The following is a 17,793-nucleotide window of genomic DNA, read 5'->3' as shown; positions in this document are numbered from 1 at the left end:
TAAATAGTGAAAGATAAACTGAATAAATTATTTTTGTAAATATAAAATTAGAAACTACCCTTATGCAAAATTTGACTATTCCTCAAGAAGTTGCCCAACACCTATTAAAGATCCAGGCTATTCAATTAAGACCGGATCAACCGTTTACTTGGGCATCTGGATGGAACTCTCCAATTTATTGCGATAACCGTGTTTCTCTTTCCTTTCCGGAAGTGCGTACTTATATTAAAAACTGTCTTTCCGCAGCAGTAAAAGCCTATTTCCCCGAAGCAAATATCATTGCCGGCGTAGCTACCGCTGGAATTGCACAAGGCGCCTTAGTGGCCGAATACCTAGACTTGCCTTTTTGTTATGTTCGTCCAGAGCCGAAAAAACACGGAATGGGAAATCAAATTGAAGGCAAAGTTTCATCAGGTCAAAAAGTGGTTCTAATAGAAGACCTCATTTCAACGGGTGGTAGTTCCCTGAAAGCAGCTGATGCTTTAAAGGAAGCAGGAGTAGAAGTATTAGGTATGGTAGCCATCTTCACCTATGGTTTCGAAATAGCTGCAGAAAATTTCAAAAATCACGGTATCCCCTTATATACCCTAAGTGATTATAATGCTTTAATTGAAGAGGCTGTTAAACTCGATTATGTAACAGAAACTCAATTATTAACCCTACAAGATTGGAGAATTTCTCCAAGTACTTGGCGAAAATAATCAGGCAAGCATAAACCCATCTCCATCTGTCGACTGAATCATACCCATTAATTCTAAATTTAAGAGAATTAGGGATAGATCGTCTTGTTTTATTTCCGACCGATTCACGAGTTCATTAAATGAAATATTGCCTTCCCGATGCAAAAAGGAAAGAATGGAAGATTCATTTAGGGTAAATAGTTTTTGCATAAGAGCCGGGTTTAACGCTAACCTATCTTTTACTTGTGCCCAATTAAGTTCCATCATTAGATCTTCCCAAGAGGTGAATATGATTGCTTTTTGATTTCGGATTAAATGATTGCACCCTTTCGAAAAGGGTCTATTTAAACTTCCCGGTACCGCAAATACAGTCCGATTATAGTTATAGGCATAATCAGCGGTAATTAAAGCACCGCCTTTCTCCGCAGCTTCGACTATTACTGTTGCATCTGAAATACCGGCAATTATACGATTCCGAACGGGGAAATGATAAGAGGCTGGAGGTATATGAGGTGCGTATTCAGAAAGCAATGCTCCATTTTGAATGATTGCATTTACATAAGACCCATTTTCGGGCGGATAAATGTGTCTAAAACCACCAGCTAAGACTGCAACAGTAGGGATTTGATAATCAATACAAGCTTTGTGCAAGGCGATATCAATTCCTCTTGCGAATCCACTGACAAAGATTATTTGATCCTTTTGAGCTGCCTCAACAAGGTCACGCGTCACTTTTTTACCTACATCGCTTGCGTGACGAGTTCCTACCGCAGCTACTATTCGATGGTCATTTAAATCTATATTTCCTTTTTTAAATAGAATCAAAGGAGCATCGTACAAATCTTTTATTCGTTGAGGGTAAGCAGAGTCTTCGAAATACAAAATCTCCACTTCATCATCCTGACAAATTAGGACGGTTTTTTCAGCTTCACGCAAAACGTCTCTTGCAAAAGGGCGATAGCTAGCTAATTGAAAAATATCGGGAAGATAGGGATAAAGGGAGGCTAGTTTTTTGCCTTTAACAGGACCGACCTCGGGAAGGTAGGATAATGCGATTTGATAGACTTGTAACGATTTAGTGGTTATCATCGGAGTAATTTTCCGAAACCTACGCTTATTCTAAGTCTAAATCCGCCTTCATCCCTTGTAAAAAATCTCGAATATCAGTTAGTTGATTAATGATGTTTTGATTGGGATTTTTTTCTTTACCGCGAATATTCATGGCTTGCTTAGCACCTTCGATTGTCAAGCCTCGTTCATCTATTAAATTCACCAAAACCTTGATTTTCTCAATGTCTTGTGGAGTATATTTACGAATTCCAGAATCAGCTCGCTTAGGTGATAAATGAGGGAATTGAGTCTCCCAATAGCGAATCTTAGAAGTATTCACTTTGAAAAAAGCTGCGACCTCAGAAATTGAATAATATTGCTTGCTTAATTCCATCAATAATTTTAAACCCAAAATGGGCTTCTTCAAAAAATAGACTTAATTTTGTGATTCCATTTAACATGGCACCTAAAGTAAAACTACAAAGGTTCCATTCATTTTACAATAAAACGCATGACCTCTTCTGAGATACGTCAACAATTTTTGGATTTCTTTCAATCAAAAGGCCATTTAATTGTTCCTTCAGCTCCTTTGGTGGCAAAAAATGACCCTACCCTATTGTTTAACAATTCAGGTATGGCTCAATTCAAAGATTTCTTTTTAGGAAACGGAACTCCTCCCTCGAAAAGAATTGCTGATACGCAAAAATGCCTACGTGTTTCTGGGAAGCATAATGACCTAGAAGATGTAGGATTTGATACCTACCATCACACCATGTTTGAGATGTTAGGTAACTGGTCTTTTGGTGATTATTTCAAACAAGAGGCGCTTACTTGGTCATGGGAATTATTAACAGAGGTGTTTAAATTGCCAAAAGACCGCATATATGTTTCGGTATTTGAAGGAGATAAGAAAGATGGTGTGCCCTTTGATCAAGAGGCTTTTGATATTTGGAAAGCAATTGTAGGAGAAGATCGTATCATCTTTGGAAATAAGAAAGATAATTTCTGGGAAATGGGTGAAACAGGGCCTTGTGGACCTTGTTCTGAAATTCACATTGACCTTAGAAATCAGGACGAAGTAGATTCGATTCCTGGTAAAAATCTTGTAAATGCGGATCACCCACAAGTGGTGGAGATTTGGAATAACGTATTCATGCAGTTTGAACGTATGGCAGATGGTTCTTTAGTACCTCTTCCTAATAAACACGTGGATACGGGAATGGGATTTGAACGTCTATGTATGGCGATTCAAGGAAAGCAATCGAATTATGATACCGATGTTTTCCAAGGAACGATTCAATACATTGCTGCTAAAAGTGGCAAGAAATATGGGGACGAAAAATGGGCAGATATTGCCATGCGGGTTATCGCTGACCACATTCGTGCCATCGCTTTTTGTATTGCTGATGGTCAGTTACCATCTAACAATAAAGCAGGCTATGTCATTCGTCGTATTTTACGTCGAGCAGTGCGTTATGGTTATACCTATTTGGACTTTAAAGAACCTTTCTTGCACCTATTAATTCCGGGTCTTTCACAACAGTTTAAAGGGGTATTCGATGAATTAATCTCCCAAGAGGCTTTTGTTGCAAAGGTGATATATGAAGAAGAAATATCTTTCTTACGCACATTATCTACAGGGTTAATTCGCCTAGATAAATTAATGGAAGATTGCACTGGTAAAGTATTAACTGGTGATGATGTTTTTGAATTAAATGACACCTATGGTTTCCCCATCGATTTGACAGCCTTGATCGCACGCGAAAAAGGATTAGATATCGATGAACCTGGATTCTTAGCGGCGCTTAAATTACAAAAAGAGCGTTCACGTAAGGATGCAGGTGCTAGTGCAGAAGATTGGGTGATCGTAAACGAAGGCGACGAAGTTAGCTTCATCGGGTACGATTCAAATGAGACTGAAACGCAGGTTTTAAAATACCAAAAGATTCAAAATAAAGCGGGTGTACAGTATAAAGTTGTTTTAGAGACTACTCCTTTCTATGCTGAATCCGGTGGTCAAGTAGGGGATTCGGGGGTTTTGTTTTTCGCAAAATCCGGCATTTCACTTCCTATCATAGATACAAAGAAAGAAAACGATTTGATCGTTCATATCGTCTCGGACGAACGCATTGAAAGTTTAGCGGCTGAACCCGTTAAAGCTAGTATAACTATCCTGCGCCGTCGTGCCATTACGCATCACCATAGTTCAACTCACTTAATGCAAGCTGCCTTACAGGAAGTGCTAGGCAAGCATGTGGCGCAGAAAGGTAGTTTAGTAAATGAAGATTTATTGCGTTTTGACTTCTCTCACTTCCAAAAAGTAACGGAGGACGAGATTAAGCAAATCGAGAAGATAGTTAATGCCAAAATCGCAGAGAATATTCCTTTATTAGAAGAACGTAATGTACCGATTGCTCAGGCAAAAGACAAAGGTGCTATGGCGCTTTTTGGCGAAAAATACGGTGATTTTGTTCGCGTGATTACCTTCGATAAGAACTTCTCGGTCGAACTATGTGGAGGAACGCATGTGCCATCCACGGGTGAAATTGGTTTACTCAAGATCACATCAGAAAGTTCAGTCGCTACGGGTGTTCGTCGTATTGAAGCGATTACGTCTCAAAAGGCCTACGAATTATTAAGTGAGCAAGAAGCGATACTAAGTGAAATTAACGACTTATTAAAGGCTCCTAAGGATCTAGTTAAAGCCGTGGCAAACTTAATTGAAAGCAATTCAAGCTTACAGAAAACGGTGGCAGCATACCAACAGAAGGAAGTTTCTGGACTTAAGAGCCATTTAGTAAAGGAAATTGTATCTGGATCTATTGATTCAATTATAAAGCAAGTTCAAGTTCCTACGGCTGATGCTTTAAAGAATTTAGCTTTTGATTTACAAGAAAATCAAGACAACTTATTCTGCCTATTAGCTGCTGAAATTGAAGAAAAAGCAAGTTTAGCGATCTCCATTTCAAAAGCCTTAGTAGATAGCAAAGGCTTAGATGCGGGTAAAATTATTCGCGAATTAGCGAAGGAAGTCCAAGGTGGCGGAGGTGGTCAACCATTTTTAGCTACTGCAGGAGGACAAAATCCGGCTGGAATCCCTAAATTATTAAGTTTAGCGGCTACGTATATCGTCTAAATTCTATGACTTTATTTCCTTTTTCTCCCTTTGAACAGGTAGCCAAGCAAATGGACCTTTGGGGTGAAAAGGGGATTCCTTTCGTCTTTTTAGTGGATTATTCTTTAGAAAATGCTTGGGCAGGATCTATAGATGAGGCGGCTGAATTAGGATTTAGTTTTGAATTTGATTCGGCAGGTATTTCAGCTGAATCCATTTCATTTAGCAAAAAGCCCCTATCGTTCGCGGATTATTCCGAAAAATTTCGTCAGGTTCAAGCAGGCTTAAAAAGAGGGGATTCTTTTCTGCTTAATTTAACAGCAGAAACCCTTGTTGAAACGCCTCTCTCCTTAGAAGACATCTTTCAGCGAGCAGATGCTCCCTACAAAATCTTAGTTCAGGATTATTTTACCTCCTTTTCTCCGGAGACCTTTATACAGATTCAAGAGAATCAAATTGCCTCCTTTCCTATGAAAGGAACGCTGGAAGTAAACGAAGGTGATTCTGAAGCTAGCCTACAAAACGATCCAAAAGAAAAAGCAGAACATGCTACGATTGTGGATTTGATTCGGAATGATTTAAGCAAAGTTGCCTATCCCATTCAGGTAGAAAAATACCAATATGTCGAGAAGGTGAAAACGAATACGGGGGAACTTTGGCAGATGTCCTCCAAAATTACTGGTACATTAATGCCTGAATTTGAGCGAAAATTTGGATCCATTCTACTGGAATTATTGCCCGCAGGATCTATTACAGGCGCGCCGAAAAAAGCCACGATGCAATTAATTGAACAAACGGAACACTATGACCGAGGTTTTTATACCGGAATTATGGGTAAATTTGATGGAACAAGCTTTAATTCAGGTGTATTGATAAGGTTTATCGAAAAGAAACCCAATGGGCTTGTTTTCAAAAGTGGCGGTGGCATTACCGTTTTTTCCGATGTCAAAAAAGAGTACGATGAGTTAATTCAAAAAGTATATCTCCCTTTTTAATATGTTCTCCTTCTTAGAAACAATTTGTATACGGGATGGCCAGGCGCAACACCTCGATTTCCACCAAATGCGGATAAACGAGACGTTTGAACAATTTTTTCCAGAATGGGAGCCCTTTGATGTGGCAGAACTCGTAGCGGAGAAAGAATTACCTGCTCAAGGAACTCATCGACTTCGAATCACCTATCAAGAAGATCCTGAAACAATAGAGATCTTACCTTATGTAAAAAAAGAGATTCAACGTTTCGCCTTGGTCGATACCGGAGAGATTGATTATGGCTTAAAATGGACAGAAAGAGGATTTTTCAAAACCTTTTTAGAAGCTCATCCAGAAGCCGACGAAGTAATTTTCGTGAAAGACGGAAAGGTGCAAGATTGTACCGTGGCGAATTTGGCCTTCTTAAAAGAGGGTATTTGGTATACACCAGAAGATCCCTTGCACTGGGGAACTACAAGAGCCCGATTAATAATCGAAGAGGAATTAGAAGAAACTGATATTTTAGTAGAAGAATTAGCCACCTACGAGCGCGTATGTTTGATCAACGTGTTTAGATCGCTCGAGCTTGAAAACTCCCTTTCGGTAGCGGAATCTATTTTGTAAATTGAATCATGAGTACTGAAAAAAGCCCGAGCTTTTTATTGCACCAAAAATTTCCTTTTGAACCTACCCCTTCTCAGGCGCAGCTGTTTCAGAAGTTAAGTGGCTTTGTGCTAAATAAAGACGAATGGGCTGCGCTAACCTTTATTATCAAGGGTTATGCTGGAACGGGAAAAACGACCGTTATTTCCACCTTAATTAAAATATTGCCTGCATTTGGTTATAAAACTCAATTAATAGCGCCCACTGGTCGCGCGGCCAAAGTCATGGCTAATTATGCCAAGAAAAAAGCGAGCACCATACATAAAAAAATCTACCGCCAAGTAAGCAATCCCAATTCAGGAGCACTCAGTTTTCAACGGATGAATAATTACGCCACTAATACGGTATTTATCGTGGATGAGGCTTCGATGATAACGGATGAATCTGATTTTGGTACTACTAGTTTATTAACGGATTTAATCGAATACGTTTTCACTAATCCGGAGAATGGACATACCGGCAATAAGTTGATCTTCGTGGGAGATACAGCCCAATTACCCCCCGTCGGAAAAAGTCTTTCCCCTGCCCTTTCGAAGGAGTATATCGCAGCTGAATTCCACATGGAAGTGTTAGATCATGAATTAACGGATGTCATGCGCCAAGACCTAGATTCAGGCATTTTATACAATGCCACTGCGTTAAGACAATTGCTTTTAGCGAATTCCACAGCGATCCAGTTTAATACCAAATCGTTCAAAGACATCTTTCGGATGACAGGAGAAAAGATGGAAGACGGGATGCACTATGCCTACAAGAAATTTGGCAAAGAAGAAACCATTTTATTGACTCGGTCGAATAAAAGTGCCGTTCAATTAAATGAATTTGTTAGACGAACCATCTTATACCAAGAAGATGAAATTTCTAGTGGGGATTTATTAATGATCGTTCGTAATAATTACCACTGGTTAGACGAAGATTCGCCAGCCGGATTTTTAGCCAATGGGGATTTTGTGGAAATGATGAAAATCAAACGCGAAGAGGAAATGCATGGTCAGCGTTTCTTAGATGTCACTTTACGCTTATGCGATTATGATGATCACCCACCTATCGAGGCTAAAATCTTATTAGAAACGCTTCATTCGACAGAATCTGCCTTAGGTAAAGAGGCAAACAAAAAATTATATGATTCAGTTTGTGCGGATTACGCACATATTCCCAAGAAAAAGGAACGAACCGAAGCCATTAGAAAAGACCCCTATTTGAATGCTTTACAAGTGAAATTCGCTTATGCCTTAACCGTTCACAAATCCCAGGGCGGTCAATGGTCAGCCGTTTTTGTCGATCAAGGTTACTTAAAAGAAGATCAGATTGATGCCGAATATTTACGTTGGTTATATACAGCCATAACGCGGGCGAGTCATGAAATCTTCTTAGTTAATTTTCATGAACGTTTCTTTTAAAGATTAAACGTGGCCGCGACTCCTGCATGGAATAATTTACCATCGTAGATCGTCAAGCCCTTTTTTAAGGCTTCATTTTGAATACACGCCTCTGTCCAGCCTAGATTTGCTAGTAGATGTACGTAAGGTAAAGTGGCCTGCGTCAACGCTAAAGTAGACGTCTGCGGAACAGCTCCTGGCATATTGGCTACGCAATAATGCACAATTCCATCAATTTCGAAGATCGGGTTTTCGTGCGTCGTAGGCTTGCATGTTTCAATGCAACCTCCTTGATCCACAGCCACATCCACTAGGATAGTTCCCGGTGACATTCTCTTAAGATCGTCGCGCTTGATTAAATGAGGAGCTTTGACTCCATGTAATAATACCGCACCTACGACTAAATCCGCTAAAGGTAATGCCTCTTGAATAGCATAGGACGTAGAGAATTGCGTAGCTACATTAGCTGGCATCACCTCATCTAAATAGCGCAGTCGAGCTAAATTCGTATCCATGATCGTTACATTTGCTCCTAAACCAGCCGCCATCTTAGCCGCCTGAGTTCCCACCACACCTCCACCTAAAATTAATACATTAGCTGGTTTTACTCCTGGAACGCCTCCTAATAACTTACCTTTTCCACCTTGCGGTTTTCCTAGATAAAAGGCCCCCACTTGAATGGCCATACGACCTGCTACTTCAGACATAGGAGTCAATAATGGCAAACTACGATCGGCTAATTCTACTGTCTCATAGGCTATACAAACGGAATTAGAGGCAATCATAGCTTCCGTTAACTCTCTAGAGGCAGCGAAGTGGAAATAGGTAAACAAAATTTGGTTGCGTTTTATAAGCGGAAATTCCGAGGCCAAAGGTTCTTTCACCTTAACAATCATCTCCGCCATCGCATATAATTCAGCAGCTGTGCTTAAAATGGAAGCACCAGCAGCTTTGTATTGTGCATCAGACAATCCAGATCCTTCACCAGCCGAAGCTTGAACATATACTTGATGTCCATTAGCCGTTAAACCTTGGACACCTGCCGGAGTTAAGCCTATCCTGAATTCCTGCACTTTAATTTCCTTCGGAACGCCTATGATCATAATAATAAGTTTTAAAAAGAAAGGCCACCGAAAAATATCCGCTGGCCTCTACCTTTTGATGAAGTGTACTACAACACAAATATAATTAAGACAATAAATTATCTTGCATTTTACCTATAAATAAGTAATATTTACTACATAATTATACTTTTACAGAAATAATTATTAAATCATACAATTAAACAACACAAATTCCGAAAACTTTATGGCAAAAAATACCGGATTAGATGATTTAGACTTAAAAATCCTCCAAATCATTCAAAATGATAGCCAAAAAACCTTGAAAGAGATCTCTGAGCAAGTAAATCTATCCTTAAGCCCTACCCATGATAGAATAAAGCGCATGGAAGCTGATGGATATATTCAGGGTTATGTGGCCTTATTGAATAGAAAAAAACTGAATCTAGGCCTACTTGTCCACTGTCAAGTAACATTAGAGAAACAAAACAGAAAAAACTTTCGCGAATTCGAAGAGGCCATTCTTGCCTTTCCGGAAGTAACGTCCTGCCATTTAGTATCCGGGAACTTTGATTATTATTTAAATGTAGTAAGCGCAGATGTAGCTAGTTACAATCATTTTTACCAAGAAAAATTGGCAGTTTTACCCTCTGTTGCACACATTAGTACCTTGTTTGTGATGGATGAAATAAAACAAACTACGGCATTGCCCGTGTAAATTTTGTATCTTTGTATTCTATTTGGGATCGACCGGTTTTGACAGCTTATGTAGTCCGGTTGTAAGCACGTCGGGAGTTGTTGGCATTTCCTGTTAAAAAAACCATCAAATTATAGCTGGCAATACTTCGTATGCCATGGCTGCTTAGTCTGATAGACTAACCAATTGCCATCGTTCAGCCCTGTCTAAGCTCTGCCGACGGGGGATTCTGAGCGTCGACACGCAGAGTCGCTGTTTCTGATTTCTCTATTGATTCAGTAGTATCCAGAGGATAAGTGTTAGATAAGGTCTGATTTGAACCTGTCTATCATCGAAAATTAATCAAATCTACACGTGTAGAAAGCTTCAGTTCTCTAGGTTTGGACGAGGGTTCGAGTCCCTCCGATTCCACAAATTATTTTTTTCATTAAAAAAGCATTCAGAAAGTCGCAAGACTAGTCGAATGCTTTTTTTACTATGTCTCTGTTATATGAATTAAACATTTTGAAATATATTTACGTTTATTACAAAAAACTCCTTATGAAAATATTCTATTCAATCCTTTTTTCGTCAATTACCTTTTTATCTCTCGCCCAAACGGACAGCACAGAAGTACTGGAAGATTACAGCAATTATGGCGAAGTGGATGGTGTTAAAAGGTACGCTACCCAAAAAGTGCTTAATCAAACTCCAGCTAAAATCATTAGTTTAGGCTACGATTATACTGGTGAATTTCACATGCCTGGAATTCGGATATCTGAATCACTATCTATAATTGAAGATAAACACATAAGCCAAGTAAATGCCTTTAAAGCACAATTGAATATTCCGGTTGTGGCAACCAACAAAATCATTTGGCAATTAGGGGTAAACTACTGGGGCTCTCAGTTTCAAGTTGAAAATCCGGGTAATAATGCATTTGCTAAACAATTAAATCAGTCATCACTGATTAGTGCCGGTATAAATACAACTATTTTCAAACCACTTAATGAGACTAATTTTTTGATCTTACAAGCAAGTGCTGATGTAAATGGATTATTCAACCAAGAATCAAAAGTAACATCTAATGCAATAACGCTGAGCGCTACAGCTATTTATGGTTGGAAGAAATCAGAAAAAAATATGATTGGTACGGGTATTGCCAGAACCTACCGAGCTGGTAGATTATTGTATATTCCTGTATTGTTTTGGAACAAAACATTCAATGATAAATGGGGTATGGAATTACTTCTTCCAGCTAGAGGCTTTATCAGATACAATATCAATACCTCTAATATGATTCAAGCCGGATTTGAATTAGAAGGTAACCAATTTTCCATGCCTATACCCGCTACACAAAGAGATTTATTCTACATACAACGTGGAGAGCTTAAACCTAGAATCATGTGGGATAAAAAAATCACCGGTTTCTTATGGTTCAGCGCACAAGTGGGATTACGCTATAATTACCGATTTGATGTCATGAATAAATACGATGGAAAAGAAGATAACGAACGGTATTTTAGCAGCAAATTAGGGAATCCACTCTTCGTCAATTTTAGTCTAAATTTTGTTTCTCCATATAAAAAAGGCTCTTTAGGAGCCTTTTTTATTATTACTTAGCTACTTGCCTTGTCCAAGTATCTGTTCTACCTATTAAAGAAACCCCAATATACCCTCGCACCTCTAATGTATTCGTATTAATTAAGCGCATTGTGGAGGAATAAGTATTTCCATTCTTAGGATCATAGATATTTCCATCCTCCCATAAATTATCTCCTTTAGGGACAAATCCCCAAATATTAATCAAGCCCAACACAGGTTTAGTCCTAGCAGTCGGCTCTTCATTATTCTTATCTAATTTAGCCTTACCTGTTTCTGGATCAATTGGTTCCTTTAACCAAACTACTTTACCCTGGTATTTACTTCCATTTTTATAAATTCTTACCATGGCATTACCCTCGCCTGATTTCCAAATGCCAATGATAGCATCTGGATTCGTTTCAAGAGCAGTCGATGTAAAAGATTGAAACAGAAGTCCAATAAAGACAAAGGATACTACTTTTTTAAATTGCAACATAGTTTTCATCATAGTGTGTATTTAGAGTTAAAAAGTTGTTTTCTGAGCGGCCATCTTTTCGATATCGGCAACAGATCTAGGAGATCCTTTGGAAAGATTCACATTCCCCGATTCCGTAATTAAAATGTCATCTTCGATACGAATACCAATATTCCACCATTTCTTATCGCATTTACTTCCTGCTGGAATATAAATTCCTGGTTCTACCGTTACCACAACACCCGCTGCTAGAATGCGTGGGCCTAAATCGTGCACATCTAAACCTAAATGGTGAGACGTACTGTGAGGGAAATAGGTACGCGCTTCTTTCTCATTAGCAGCGATGCCTAATTTAATTAAACCTGCATTCACCACAGCACGAGAGGCCGCATCTAAATCACTAAAAGGTGCGCCTACTTTGCAAGCCGCAATACCTGCATCTTGAGCAGCTAGAACGATCTCGTACAAGGCTTTTTGAGCTTCGCTAAACTTTCCATTCGCCGGAACAGTTCGCGTGACGTCTGCCGAATAACCGTGGTATTCCGCTGCACAATCGCTCAATAAAAGATCGCCATCTTTGATCGTTTTCAAATTCGTAATATAATGCAAGACACAGGCGTTTTCAGCCGCACCATTGATGCTATTATAACCCGGATATTCTGAACCTGCGTTTTTGAAATGATACTCCATAATCGCCTGAGCCTGGTATTCTTTCATTCCTGGCTTAATCGCGCGCATCACATCATTGTGCCCTAAAGCACTGATGGAAGCCGCTTTTTGGATTAAAGCAATCTCTTCTGGTAATTTGATACCCCTTAAATTTCGCAAGGTATTTAAAGCAGATCTGGCGGCCAAAGGTTTAGCCGATACAGTAACTAAACTATCTACCAAAGAAGCCATACGTGATAAAGGATCTGGCTTCACCTGGTATTTAGTAAAGATTCCTTCCGAACGGTATAAAGTGTAAACTGAGTCTACAGCAGCTAAAGAAATGGAAGAGGCATTAAATTGATCATTAATGAACACATTTTCCATTTTACTTCTAGCTTTGAAACCTTCGGTTCCTAAAATTTTACCTGTCCAAAGCTCTTTAAATGGATCACGGTTTTGAACAAAAATAAATTCCGTTCCCGTTTTGCCTAATAGGGTTACTGGCTGCTTGAATAACAATAAAACGGCATTAGGCTCTTCTAATCCAGTTAAATAATAGAAATTCTTGTTCTGGGCATATTGAAACTCGGTGTCATTACTACGTTGACGAGTCTGAGAGGCAAAAAAGATCCCCATACCTTTTTCAGACATCTTTTCCTTAAAGGCAGCACGACGACCTGCGTGAAATTCTGGACTTAAATTATCCGTCGGATAATCTTGAGCGATAGCAGATTGCAATGACAAAGTCGCGAACAATCCGATGATGAGGTGTTTAATTTTCATTTGAAAATAGAATTTTGAAGTAGAAAGATAATAAAAAAGGCTTCACTTAGAGCCTTTCAATTAATTTTTTTGGCCAAAATACCGACTCAGCCAGAAACCGCATAAACCCCAAGCACTTATCCATAATATGCTATTTAGCCCTTAAGATTTCAGAACCTGCTAATAAATAACACCCTACACCAAAATCCTCAAAATTAGGGACGGAGGTCTTTGTTACTGGTTGAGAATCCTTTGGCTCCTTCCCTGTTCCTTGTACATAGGATAAGAAACCAGTGGGTTGAACACAGGAATCAATGGCTTTCCAGCCTTTTTCGACTGATTTTTGGTATTTCGAGGCAGGCAATAATCCTTGACGAATGCCCCATGACAGGCCATAAACAAATAAAGCGGATCCGGTTAATTCTGGACCACCATAATTCGATTCATCCGTCAAACTCACATTAAAAAATCCATCCTTACGTTGTAGAGGCAATAATGCCGCTGCCATATCTTGGAAATCTTTCACATATTCTGCTCGAAAGGACGCATTAGCGGGCAGTAAATCTAGCGTCCTAGCTAAAGCGGCAAACACCCATCCATTGCCTCTAGACCAGTAGCAATTAGTTCCATTAGGCTCTTTATAGGGCGGAATGAAGTCTTTGTCTCTCCACCATAAATGCTCCTGCTGATTATACAATTTGACTTTTGTGTCGGTGTATAAATCGTGCATTTTCTTAAAATACCGATCATCTTTAAATCGAAGACCAAGACGCGTATATACCGGCATGCTCATTTGGAGGCAATCTACCCAAGACCAATCGTTCGACTTTTCGGTCGCGACCATATTATCTATATTCTCTTTAATCGGCTTAATACGTGCAGAATCAGCCTTTAAATCAAATAAGTCCAAATAAACCTGACCGCAGGCCTGGTCATCCGCGTTTCTTGTTTTTAACCCATTACGCAAAGACCAGTGGTGAAACTCTCCCCAATCCTCCATGTATTTCAGGTCAGACGCTTTAGGATCTAACTTATATAACTCGATTAATCCCTCATAAAAGACGGAACGAGTCCAAATATTGGAGGGACGCGTCTTATCAGGGCTCACGATTACCTTAGTCACATCGGGCCAAATACCTTGAAAATAAGATTTTGCCAAATGCATATTTGCCAGTACCTGTGTACGATCCGGCTTTACTGCAAAAACGCTTAATGGCAATAGTAAAAAGAGTAATTTCTTCATTAGGCTAAATAGAAGACGGGCGTTAAATCAATAGTAACAGGCGAATGATCTGGATTCGTCTCCATAAGATCCGCCATATAGGCCCACCATTTTTTCATCACTTCCTGAGATGGAAGAGAATCAAGTGTTGATAAATCAGGCGCTTCTACATATCCGAATAGCATACGGGTACTTTCATCCAAGAAAATGGAATAGTTTTGAATACCTGCCTGATGTAGTAATTCGACTAATTCAGGCCAAATTTCATCATGTCTTTTCTTGTATTCAACCGAATGACCGGGAAGTAAATACATTTTAAACGCCTTTCGCTGCATAAGAATTGATTTCTTATAGAAGGCGCAAGGCTTGCGATTTTACTCAGATATTCGTTCAGAAAATGCTTGTAGGGCCGCATCATCGAAGCCTAAATGAGTCACAAAACGAACATAAGATGGGCCAAAAGGAGCGCAATAAATTCCTTTTTCTTTCAATTCTGCTACTTTAGCCACGGACGACAATCCATCTTGCAATTGCAAAATGACAATATTAGTAGCGACAGGTAAAATAGCTTTCACCCAAGGCAGTTTTTCACACAAGGAGGCAATAACACGAGCTCTGGCATGATCTTCTTTTAAGCGGTCTACTTGGTGATCTAATGCATAGATTCCAGCAGCCGCTAATAATCCGGCTTGTCGCCATCCTCCACCTAAACGTTTCCTAACCCTGCGCGCTTTTTTAATAAATTCCTTAGAGCCTAACAGGACGGAACCTATGGGAGCCCCTAATCCTTTCGATAAGCAGACAGAAATAGTGTCAAACCAAGCACCGAATTGCGCCGGTGTTTGACCCGTTTCAGCTAACGCATTAAATATTCGTGCCCCATCTAAATGAAGTGGAATATCCACCGAGCGACAAAAATCCGAAATTTCTTGAAGCGCTTCAGAGGTATAGATACTCCCTCCTCCTTTATTTACCGTATTTTCTAAAGAGACCAAACGACTTTCGCAGGCGTGAATATCATCTGGGGAGATGGCAGAACGGATTTGGCCAACAGATAAACGACCTAAATCGCCCTTCAGCAATTTCACGGATGCACCTGAATTCGCCATAATTCCACCACCTTCATACAAATAGATATGAGAAAGTTCATCGCAAATAACTTCTTGACCTTTAGAAACATGTACCGAAATCGCAATCTGATTCGATTGCGTTCCTGAAACACAGAAAAGCGCGGCTTCCATATGAAAAAGCTTCGCCACTTTCCCCTCTAAGGCATTAACAGTCGGGTCTTCTCCAAAAACATCATCACCCAAAGGAGCCGAAAACATGGCCTCTCTCATTCCTGAAGTAGGTAAAGTAAACGTATCGCTGCGTAATTCGATCTTCATATTAAAATTGCTTTAGATAGGACAATTTAGCTAAAAAACTTTGTTGCATCTGTTGGGTAGTATCTGTTCCCTGATAATTCAGGGTATTAAATACTAAATAAACATAGGACAAAGGCTGGTATTCCCAAGCCAAACGCATGTTTAAAGAATTCAAATTATCCGTCGTATTTTTCTGATAAAATCCAATTAACTGTAAGCGAGGATTAATAGCCAATCGCGTCTCCAAAATCAATAAATTCACTTCTTTCGTTTCCCGATCAGCACCCATATTCTCAAATTTGCCCCAATTCCAAGGTAGACCTAGATTTAGATGCGGTATAGGAGCGATCCTGAATTTAGTGTCCACAGTCTGTAATTGCCCATTATAATAGCCGCCCCATCCGTATTCTGTGGATCCAGAATACTTTGAACTAGGATCACTTGACAGTAAAAAACCTTTTCTGAAATAAGAATAACTACCTGGATTAATCTTAATTCCTACCGGACTGAACGTATCTTCTAAATTTTGAACACTAGCCTCAATATAACCGCCTAAAATTCCTCCATTTTGCAAATTGAACCAAAGTGGTCCTGATATAAGTCGCTGTTCAATTATATTACCCGTCTTTAAACTATGGTATAATTCCGTGTAGACACCCGGTTGCCAAAAACGAATAAATTTAGGCAACCACTTTCCTCGAACATTAAAATCTATTCCTTGTGAATTCGATAAAATATTTCTTCGAGAGACAAAACCCATGGCCGGATTGTACTTTTCTGAAACCATCGTTTGGGTCCAATAAAGAGTCACTAAATTAGTTTTATACAGAAATTGACCATATTCCGCGAATCCTTGATCCCCATTTCGACTATCTTGTGTTAACGTTCCCATACCACTAAAAGAGAACTTATCATTAAATCGAATAAAGGCATCTACGGCACCTGTAGATTGAACGAAGGAGGGAGACGATTTAGTGGTAGCTATCACGCCTACCCTATTTTGCTTACCAAAATTCTCCGAATAACGACCTACAAAGAAATTAGTAAACGGATCACCATCCCCCTCCCCTTGGCGCATATAAATACCCCCTAGATTTCTTTTTTCTGATCGAAAAACAAAACGCGACCCGGCAGTAATGGCAATCGGGTTCACGTTCGCATCTAAACCAATGGTCCTACTAAAAAAGGGCTGAATATACATAGAACCACCTATTATCTCATTAATTGGTGCTAAACCAGCCGAAAACAGCGAGGCATTCTCTAAGAAAAACTGACGTCGTTCTGGGAAAAAGACGGAGAAACGGGAAATATTATTGACTTGGCGATCTACATCAGCCTGCGCAAAATCAGTGTTAAAAGTAAAATCTAAAATGGAAGTGGGACTAATGGCCCATTTGATTTCCCCACCTCCTTTAAAGTCTGAAAGGTTAGCATTTCCTATTTCTGTGCCCTCTGTCTTCTTAGAAACCTGTAATAAATACGGAATAAATCGAATATTAGTTGCCGTAGGTGGAGGAGGAATGATTCCTGTTAATTTACCTGCATAATCCATTCGTAAGGGACTCATCGAACGAGGAAGCGGTGACCAAGCTGATAATTCATTACTTGCGCGTCTTACCCGAAATAAATTTAATCCCCAATCTTGCGTTTTGGTTCCATCGGTCTTAGGATAACGTAATGTTTGCCAAGGAATGGCAAACTCAGCTACCCACGATGAATCAGAACGATGCGTTCTAACTCGATACAAACCATCCCAATCAATGTCAAATTGACGATCATCAAAGGATAATAAATCGCGCTGAGCCGCATAGGCATTGGATTGTAATACAATCGCATTTCGTTTATCATTAAATCCATCTATAGCAATTCCAAACAAATCATTTTCCGTAAAGACATAATCCCTCTTTAAATTAGGCGCACGATACCCATTCTTTCCAATGGTATCATTCAGGATAGCCGCAACGTACAGGAATTGATGATTATAGAGCATTTTGACCTCCGAGGAAAAAGAGGCCTTGCTACATTGAAAAGGCTCCACTTGATAATCTAAAGAAATAGAAGGTGCTTTTTGCCACTCAGATTCATCTAAATGTCCATCCGCTTTTAAATTGCGCTCAATCTTTAGCGGCTGAAATT

General features: G+C 39.5%; 16 protein-coding genes and 1 other RNA gene. 8 read left to right on the top strand and 9 right to left on the bottom strand.

What is annotated here, in order from left to right; genetic code table 11:
* Positions 1-62: 62 nt before the first annotated feature.
* Entirely contained in the window at positions 63-701 is a 639-nt protein-coding gene (pyrE, locus tag ACST13_RS02700; protein WP_459521683.1) for an orotate phosphoribosyltransferase, read from the top strand.
* On the opposite strand, the gene dprA is transcribed toward pyrE, so the two are convergent.
* Positions 702-1,769, bottom strand: a complete 1,068-nt coding sequence (gene dprA, locus ACST13_RS02695; RefSeq protein ID WP_459521682.1) for a DNA-processing protein DprA — start codon at positions 1,767-1,769, stop codon at positions 702-704.
* Between the two features lie 25 nt (positions 1,770-1,794).
* Positions 1,795-2,157, bottom strand: coding sequence for a MerR family transcriptional regulator (locus tag ACST13_RS02690; RefSeq protein WP_459521681.1), 363 nt, complete (start codon positions 2,155-2,157; stop codon positions 1,795-1,797).
* Positions 2,158-2,241: 84 nt separating this feature from the next.
* On the opposite strand from ACST13_RS02690, the gene alaS reads away from it, so the two are divergent.
* Genes alaS through ACST13_RS02670 form a run of 4 tightly spaced genes read left to right on the top strand, consistent with a single transcriptional unit; the run spans position 2,242 to position 7,880 of the window.
* On the top strand, positions 2,242-4,866 hold the full coding sequence (gene alaS, locus ACST13_RS02685) for an alanine--tRNA ligase (protein ID WP_459521680.1): 2,625 nt from the start codon (positions 2,242-2,244) through the stop codon (positions 4,864-4,866).
* 5 nt (positions 4,867-4,871) lie between these two features.
* Positions 4,872-5,840 (top strand): aminodeoxychorismate synthase component I, encoded by a 969-nt coding sequence (locus tag ACST13_RS02680; RefSeq protein ID WP_459521679.1) that lies wholly within the window; start codon positions 4,872-4,874, stop codon positions 5,838-5,840.
* A gap of 1 nt (position 5,841) precedes the next feature.
* Positions 5,842-6,441, top strand: coding sequence for an aminotransferase class IV (locus tag ACST13_RS02675; protein ID WP_459521678.1), 600 nt, complete (start codon positions 5,842-5,844; stop codon positions 6,439-6,441).
* An 8-nt stretch (positions 6,442-6,449) separates the two neighbouring features.
* Positions 6,450-7,880, top strand: coding sequence for an ATP-dependent DNA helicase (locus ACST13_RS02670; RefSeq protein ID WP_459521677.1), 1,431 nt, complete (start codon positions 6,450-6,452; stop codon positions 7,878-7,880).
* Here the strand turns inward: ACST13_RS02670 and ald are convergent.
* Positions 7,877-8,962, bottom strand: coding sequence for an alanine dehydrogenase (gene ald, locus ACST13_RS02665; protein WP_459521676.1), 1,086 nt, complete (start codon positions 8,960-8,962; stop codon positions 7,877-7,879). The two genes, ACST13_RS02670 and ald, sit on opposite strands and share 4 nt — an antisense overlap.
* A 205-nt stretch (positions 8,963-9,167) precedes the next feature.
* Between ald and ACST13_RS02660 the strand changes: the two genes are divergently transcribed.
* The 3 genes from ACST13_RS02660 (at position 9,168) to ACST13_RS02650 (ending at position 11,219) form a co-directional block, all read left to right on the top strand.
* On the top strand, positions 9,168-9,638 hold the full coding sequence (locus tag ACST13_RS02660) for an Lrp/AsnC family transcriptional regulator (RefSeq protein WP_459521675.1): 471 nt from the start codon (positions 9,168-9,170) through the stop codon (positions 9,636-9,638).
* 24 nt (positions 9,639-9,662) lie between these two features.
* Positions 9,663-10,031: a transfer-messenger RNA gene (ssrA, locus tag ACST13_RS02655) on the top strand.
* A gap of 126 nt (positions 10,032-10,157) precedes the next feature.
* The gene (locus ACST13_RS02650) at positions 10,158-11,219 is read left to right on the top strand and encodes a DUF6268 family outer membrane beta-barrel protein (RefSeq protein WP_459521674.1); all 1,062 of its coding nucleotides are present in this window, start codon (positions 10,158-10,160) and stop codon (positions 11,217-11,219) included.
* On the opposite strand, the gene ACST13_RS02645 is transcribed toward ACST13_RS02650, so the two are convergent.
* The 6 genes from ACST13_RS02645 to ACST13_RS02620 form a co-directional block, all read right to left on the bottom strand.
* A complete protein-coding gene (locus tag ACST13_RS02645; RefSeq protein WP_459521673.1) occupies positions 11,212-11,688 on the bottom strand; it encodes a DUF2147 domain-containing protein in 477 nt (158 codons plus the stop codon). The two genes, ACST13_RS02650 and ACST13_RS02645, sit on opposite strands and share 8 nt — an antisense overlap.
* A gap of 15 nt (positions 11,689-11,703) precedes the next feature.
* Positions 11,704-13,089 carry an aminopeptidase P N-terminal domain-containing protein gene (locus tag ACST13_RS02640; protein ID WP_459521672.1) on the bottom strand — a complete coding sequence of 462 codons (1,386 nt, stop codon included), beginning with the start codon at positions 13,087-13,089 and terminating at the stop codon, positions 11,704-11,706.
* Between the two features lie 130 nt (positions 13,090-13,219).
* Positions 13,220-14,311 (bottom strand): glycoside hydrolase family 88/105 protein, encoded by a 1,092-nt coding sequence (locus ACST13_RS02635; protein ID WP_459521671.1) that lies wholly within the window; start codon positions 14,309-14,311, stop codon positions 13,220-13,222.
* Positions 14,311-14,625, bottom strand: a complete 315-nt coding sequence (rhaM, locus tag ACST13_RS02630; RefSeq protein ID WP_459521670.1) for an L-rhamnose mutarotase — start codon at positions 14,623-14,625, stop codon at positions 14,311-14,313. The genes ACST13_RS02635 and rhaM overlap by 1 nt, the downstream gene beginning before the upstream one ends.
* A gap of 39 nt (positions 14,626-14,664) precedes the next feature.
* A complete protein-coding gene (locus tag ACST13_RS02625; protein ID WP_459521669.1) occupies positions 14,665-15,678 on the bottom strand; it encodes a threonine aldolase family protein in 1,014 nt (337 codons plus the stop codon).
* Position 15,679: 1 nt separating this feature from the next.
* Positions 15,680-17,776 carry a carbohydrate binding family 9 domain-containing protein gene (locus tag ACST13_RS02620; RefSeq protein ID WP_459521845.1) on the bottom strand — a complete coding sequence of 699 codons (2,097 nt, stop codon included), beginning with the start codon at positions 17,774-17,776 and terminating at the stop codon, positions 15,680-15,682.
* Between the last annotated feature and the right edge of the window lie 17 nt (positions 17,777-17,793).

Source organism: Aquirufa sp. A-Brett2-W8 (assembly GCF_054558755.1).
Note: the sequence above shows the minus strand (reverse complement) of the source record. Positions and strands in the feature narration are given on the sequence as shown.

Excerpts from the sequence above, each read along its gene's own strand:
- ACST13_RS02640 (WP_459521672.1), bottom strand. The coding sequence starts at position 13,089 with ATGAAAATTAAACACCTCATCATCGGATTGTTCGCGACTTTGTCATTG.
- ACST13_RS02650 (WP_459521674.1), top strand. The coding sequence starts at position 10,158 with ATGAAAATATTCTATTCAATCCTTTTTTCGTCAATTACCTTTTTATCT.
- alaS (WP_459521680.1), top strand. The coding sequence starts at position 2,242 with ATGACCTCTTCTGAGATACGTCAACAATTTTTGGATTTCTTTCAATCA.
- ACST13_RS02645 (WP_459521673.1), bottom strand. The coding sequence starts at position 11,688 with ATGATGAAAACTATGTTGCAATTTAAAAAAGTAGTATCCTTTGTCTTT.
- ACST13_RS02625 (WP_459521669.1), bottom strand. The coding sequence starts at position 15,678 with ATGAAGATCGAATTACGCAGCGATACGTTTACTTTACCTACTTCAGGA.
- rhaM (WP_459521670.1), bottom strand. The coding sequence starts at position 14,625 with ATGCAGCGAAAGGCGTTTAAAATGTATTTACTTCCCGGTCATTCGGTT.
- dprA (WP_459521682.1), bottom strand. The coding sequence starts at position 1,769 with ATGATAACCACTAAATCGTTACAAGTCTATCAAATCGCATTATCCTAC.
- ACST13_RS02680 (WP_459521679.1), top strand. The coding sequence starts at position 4,872 with ATGACTTTATTTCCTTTTTCTCCCTTTGAACAGGTAGCCAAGCAAATG.
- ACST13_RS02675 (WP_459521678.1), top strand. The coding sequence starts at position 5,842 with ATGTTCTCCTTCTTAGAAACAATTTGTATACGGGATGGCCAGGCGCAA.
- ald (WP_459521676.1), bottom strand. The coding sequence starts at position 8,962 with ATGATCATAGGCGTTCCGAAGGAAATTAAAGTGCAGGAATTCAGGATA.
- ACST13_RS02670 (WP_459521677.1), top strand. The coding sequence starts at position 6,450 with ATGAGTACTGAAAAAAGCCCGAGCTTTTTATTGCACCAAAAATTTCCT.
- pyrE (WP_459521683.1), top strand. The coding sequence starts at position 63 with ATGCAAAATTTGACTATTCCTCAAGAAGTTGCCCAACACCTATTAAAG.
- ACST13_RS02660 (WP_459521675.1), top strand. The coding sequence starts at position 9,168 with ATGGCAAAAAATACCGGATTAGATGATTTAGACTTAAAAATCCTCCAA.
- ACST13_RS02635 (WP_459521671.1), bottom strand. The coding sequence starts at position 14,311 with ATGAAGAAATTACTCTTTTTACTATTGCCATTAAGCGTTTTTGCAGTA.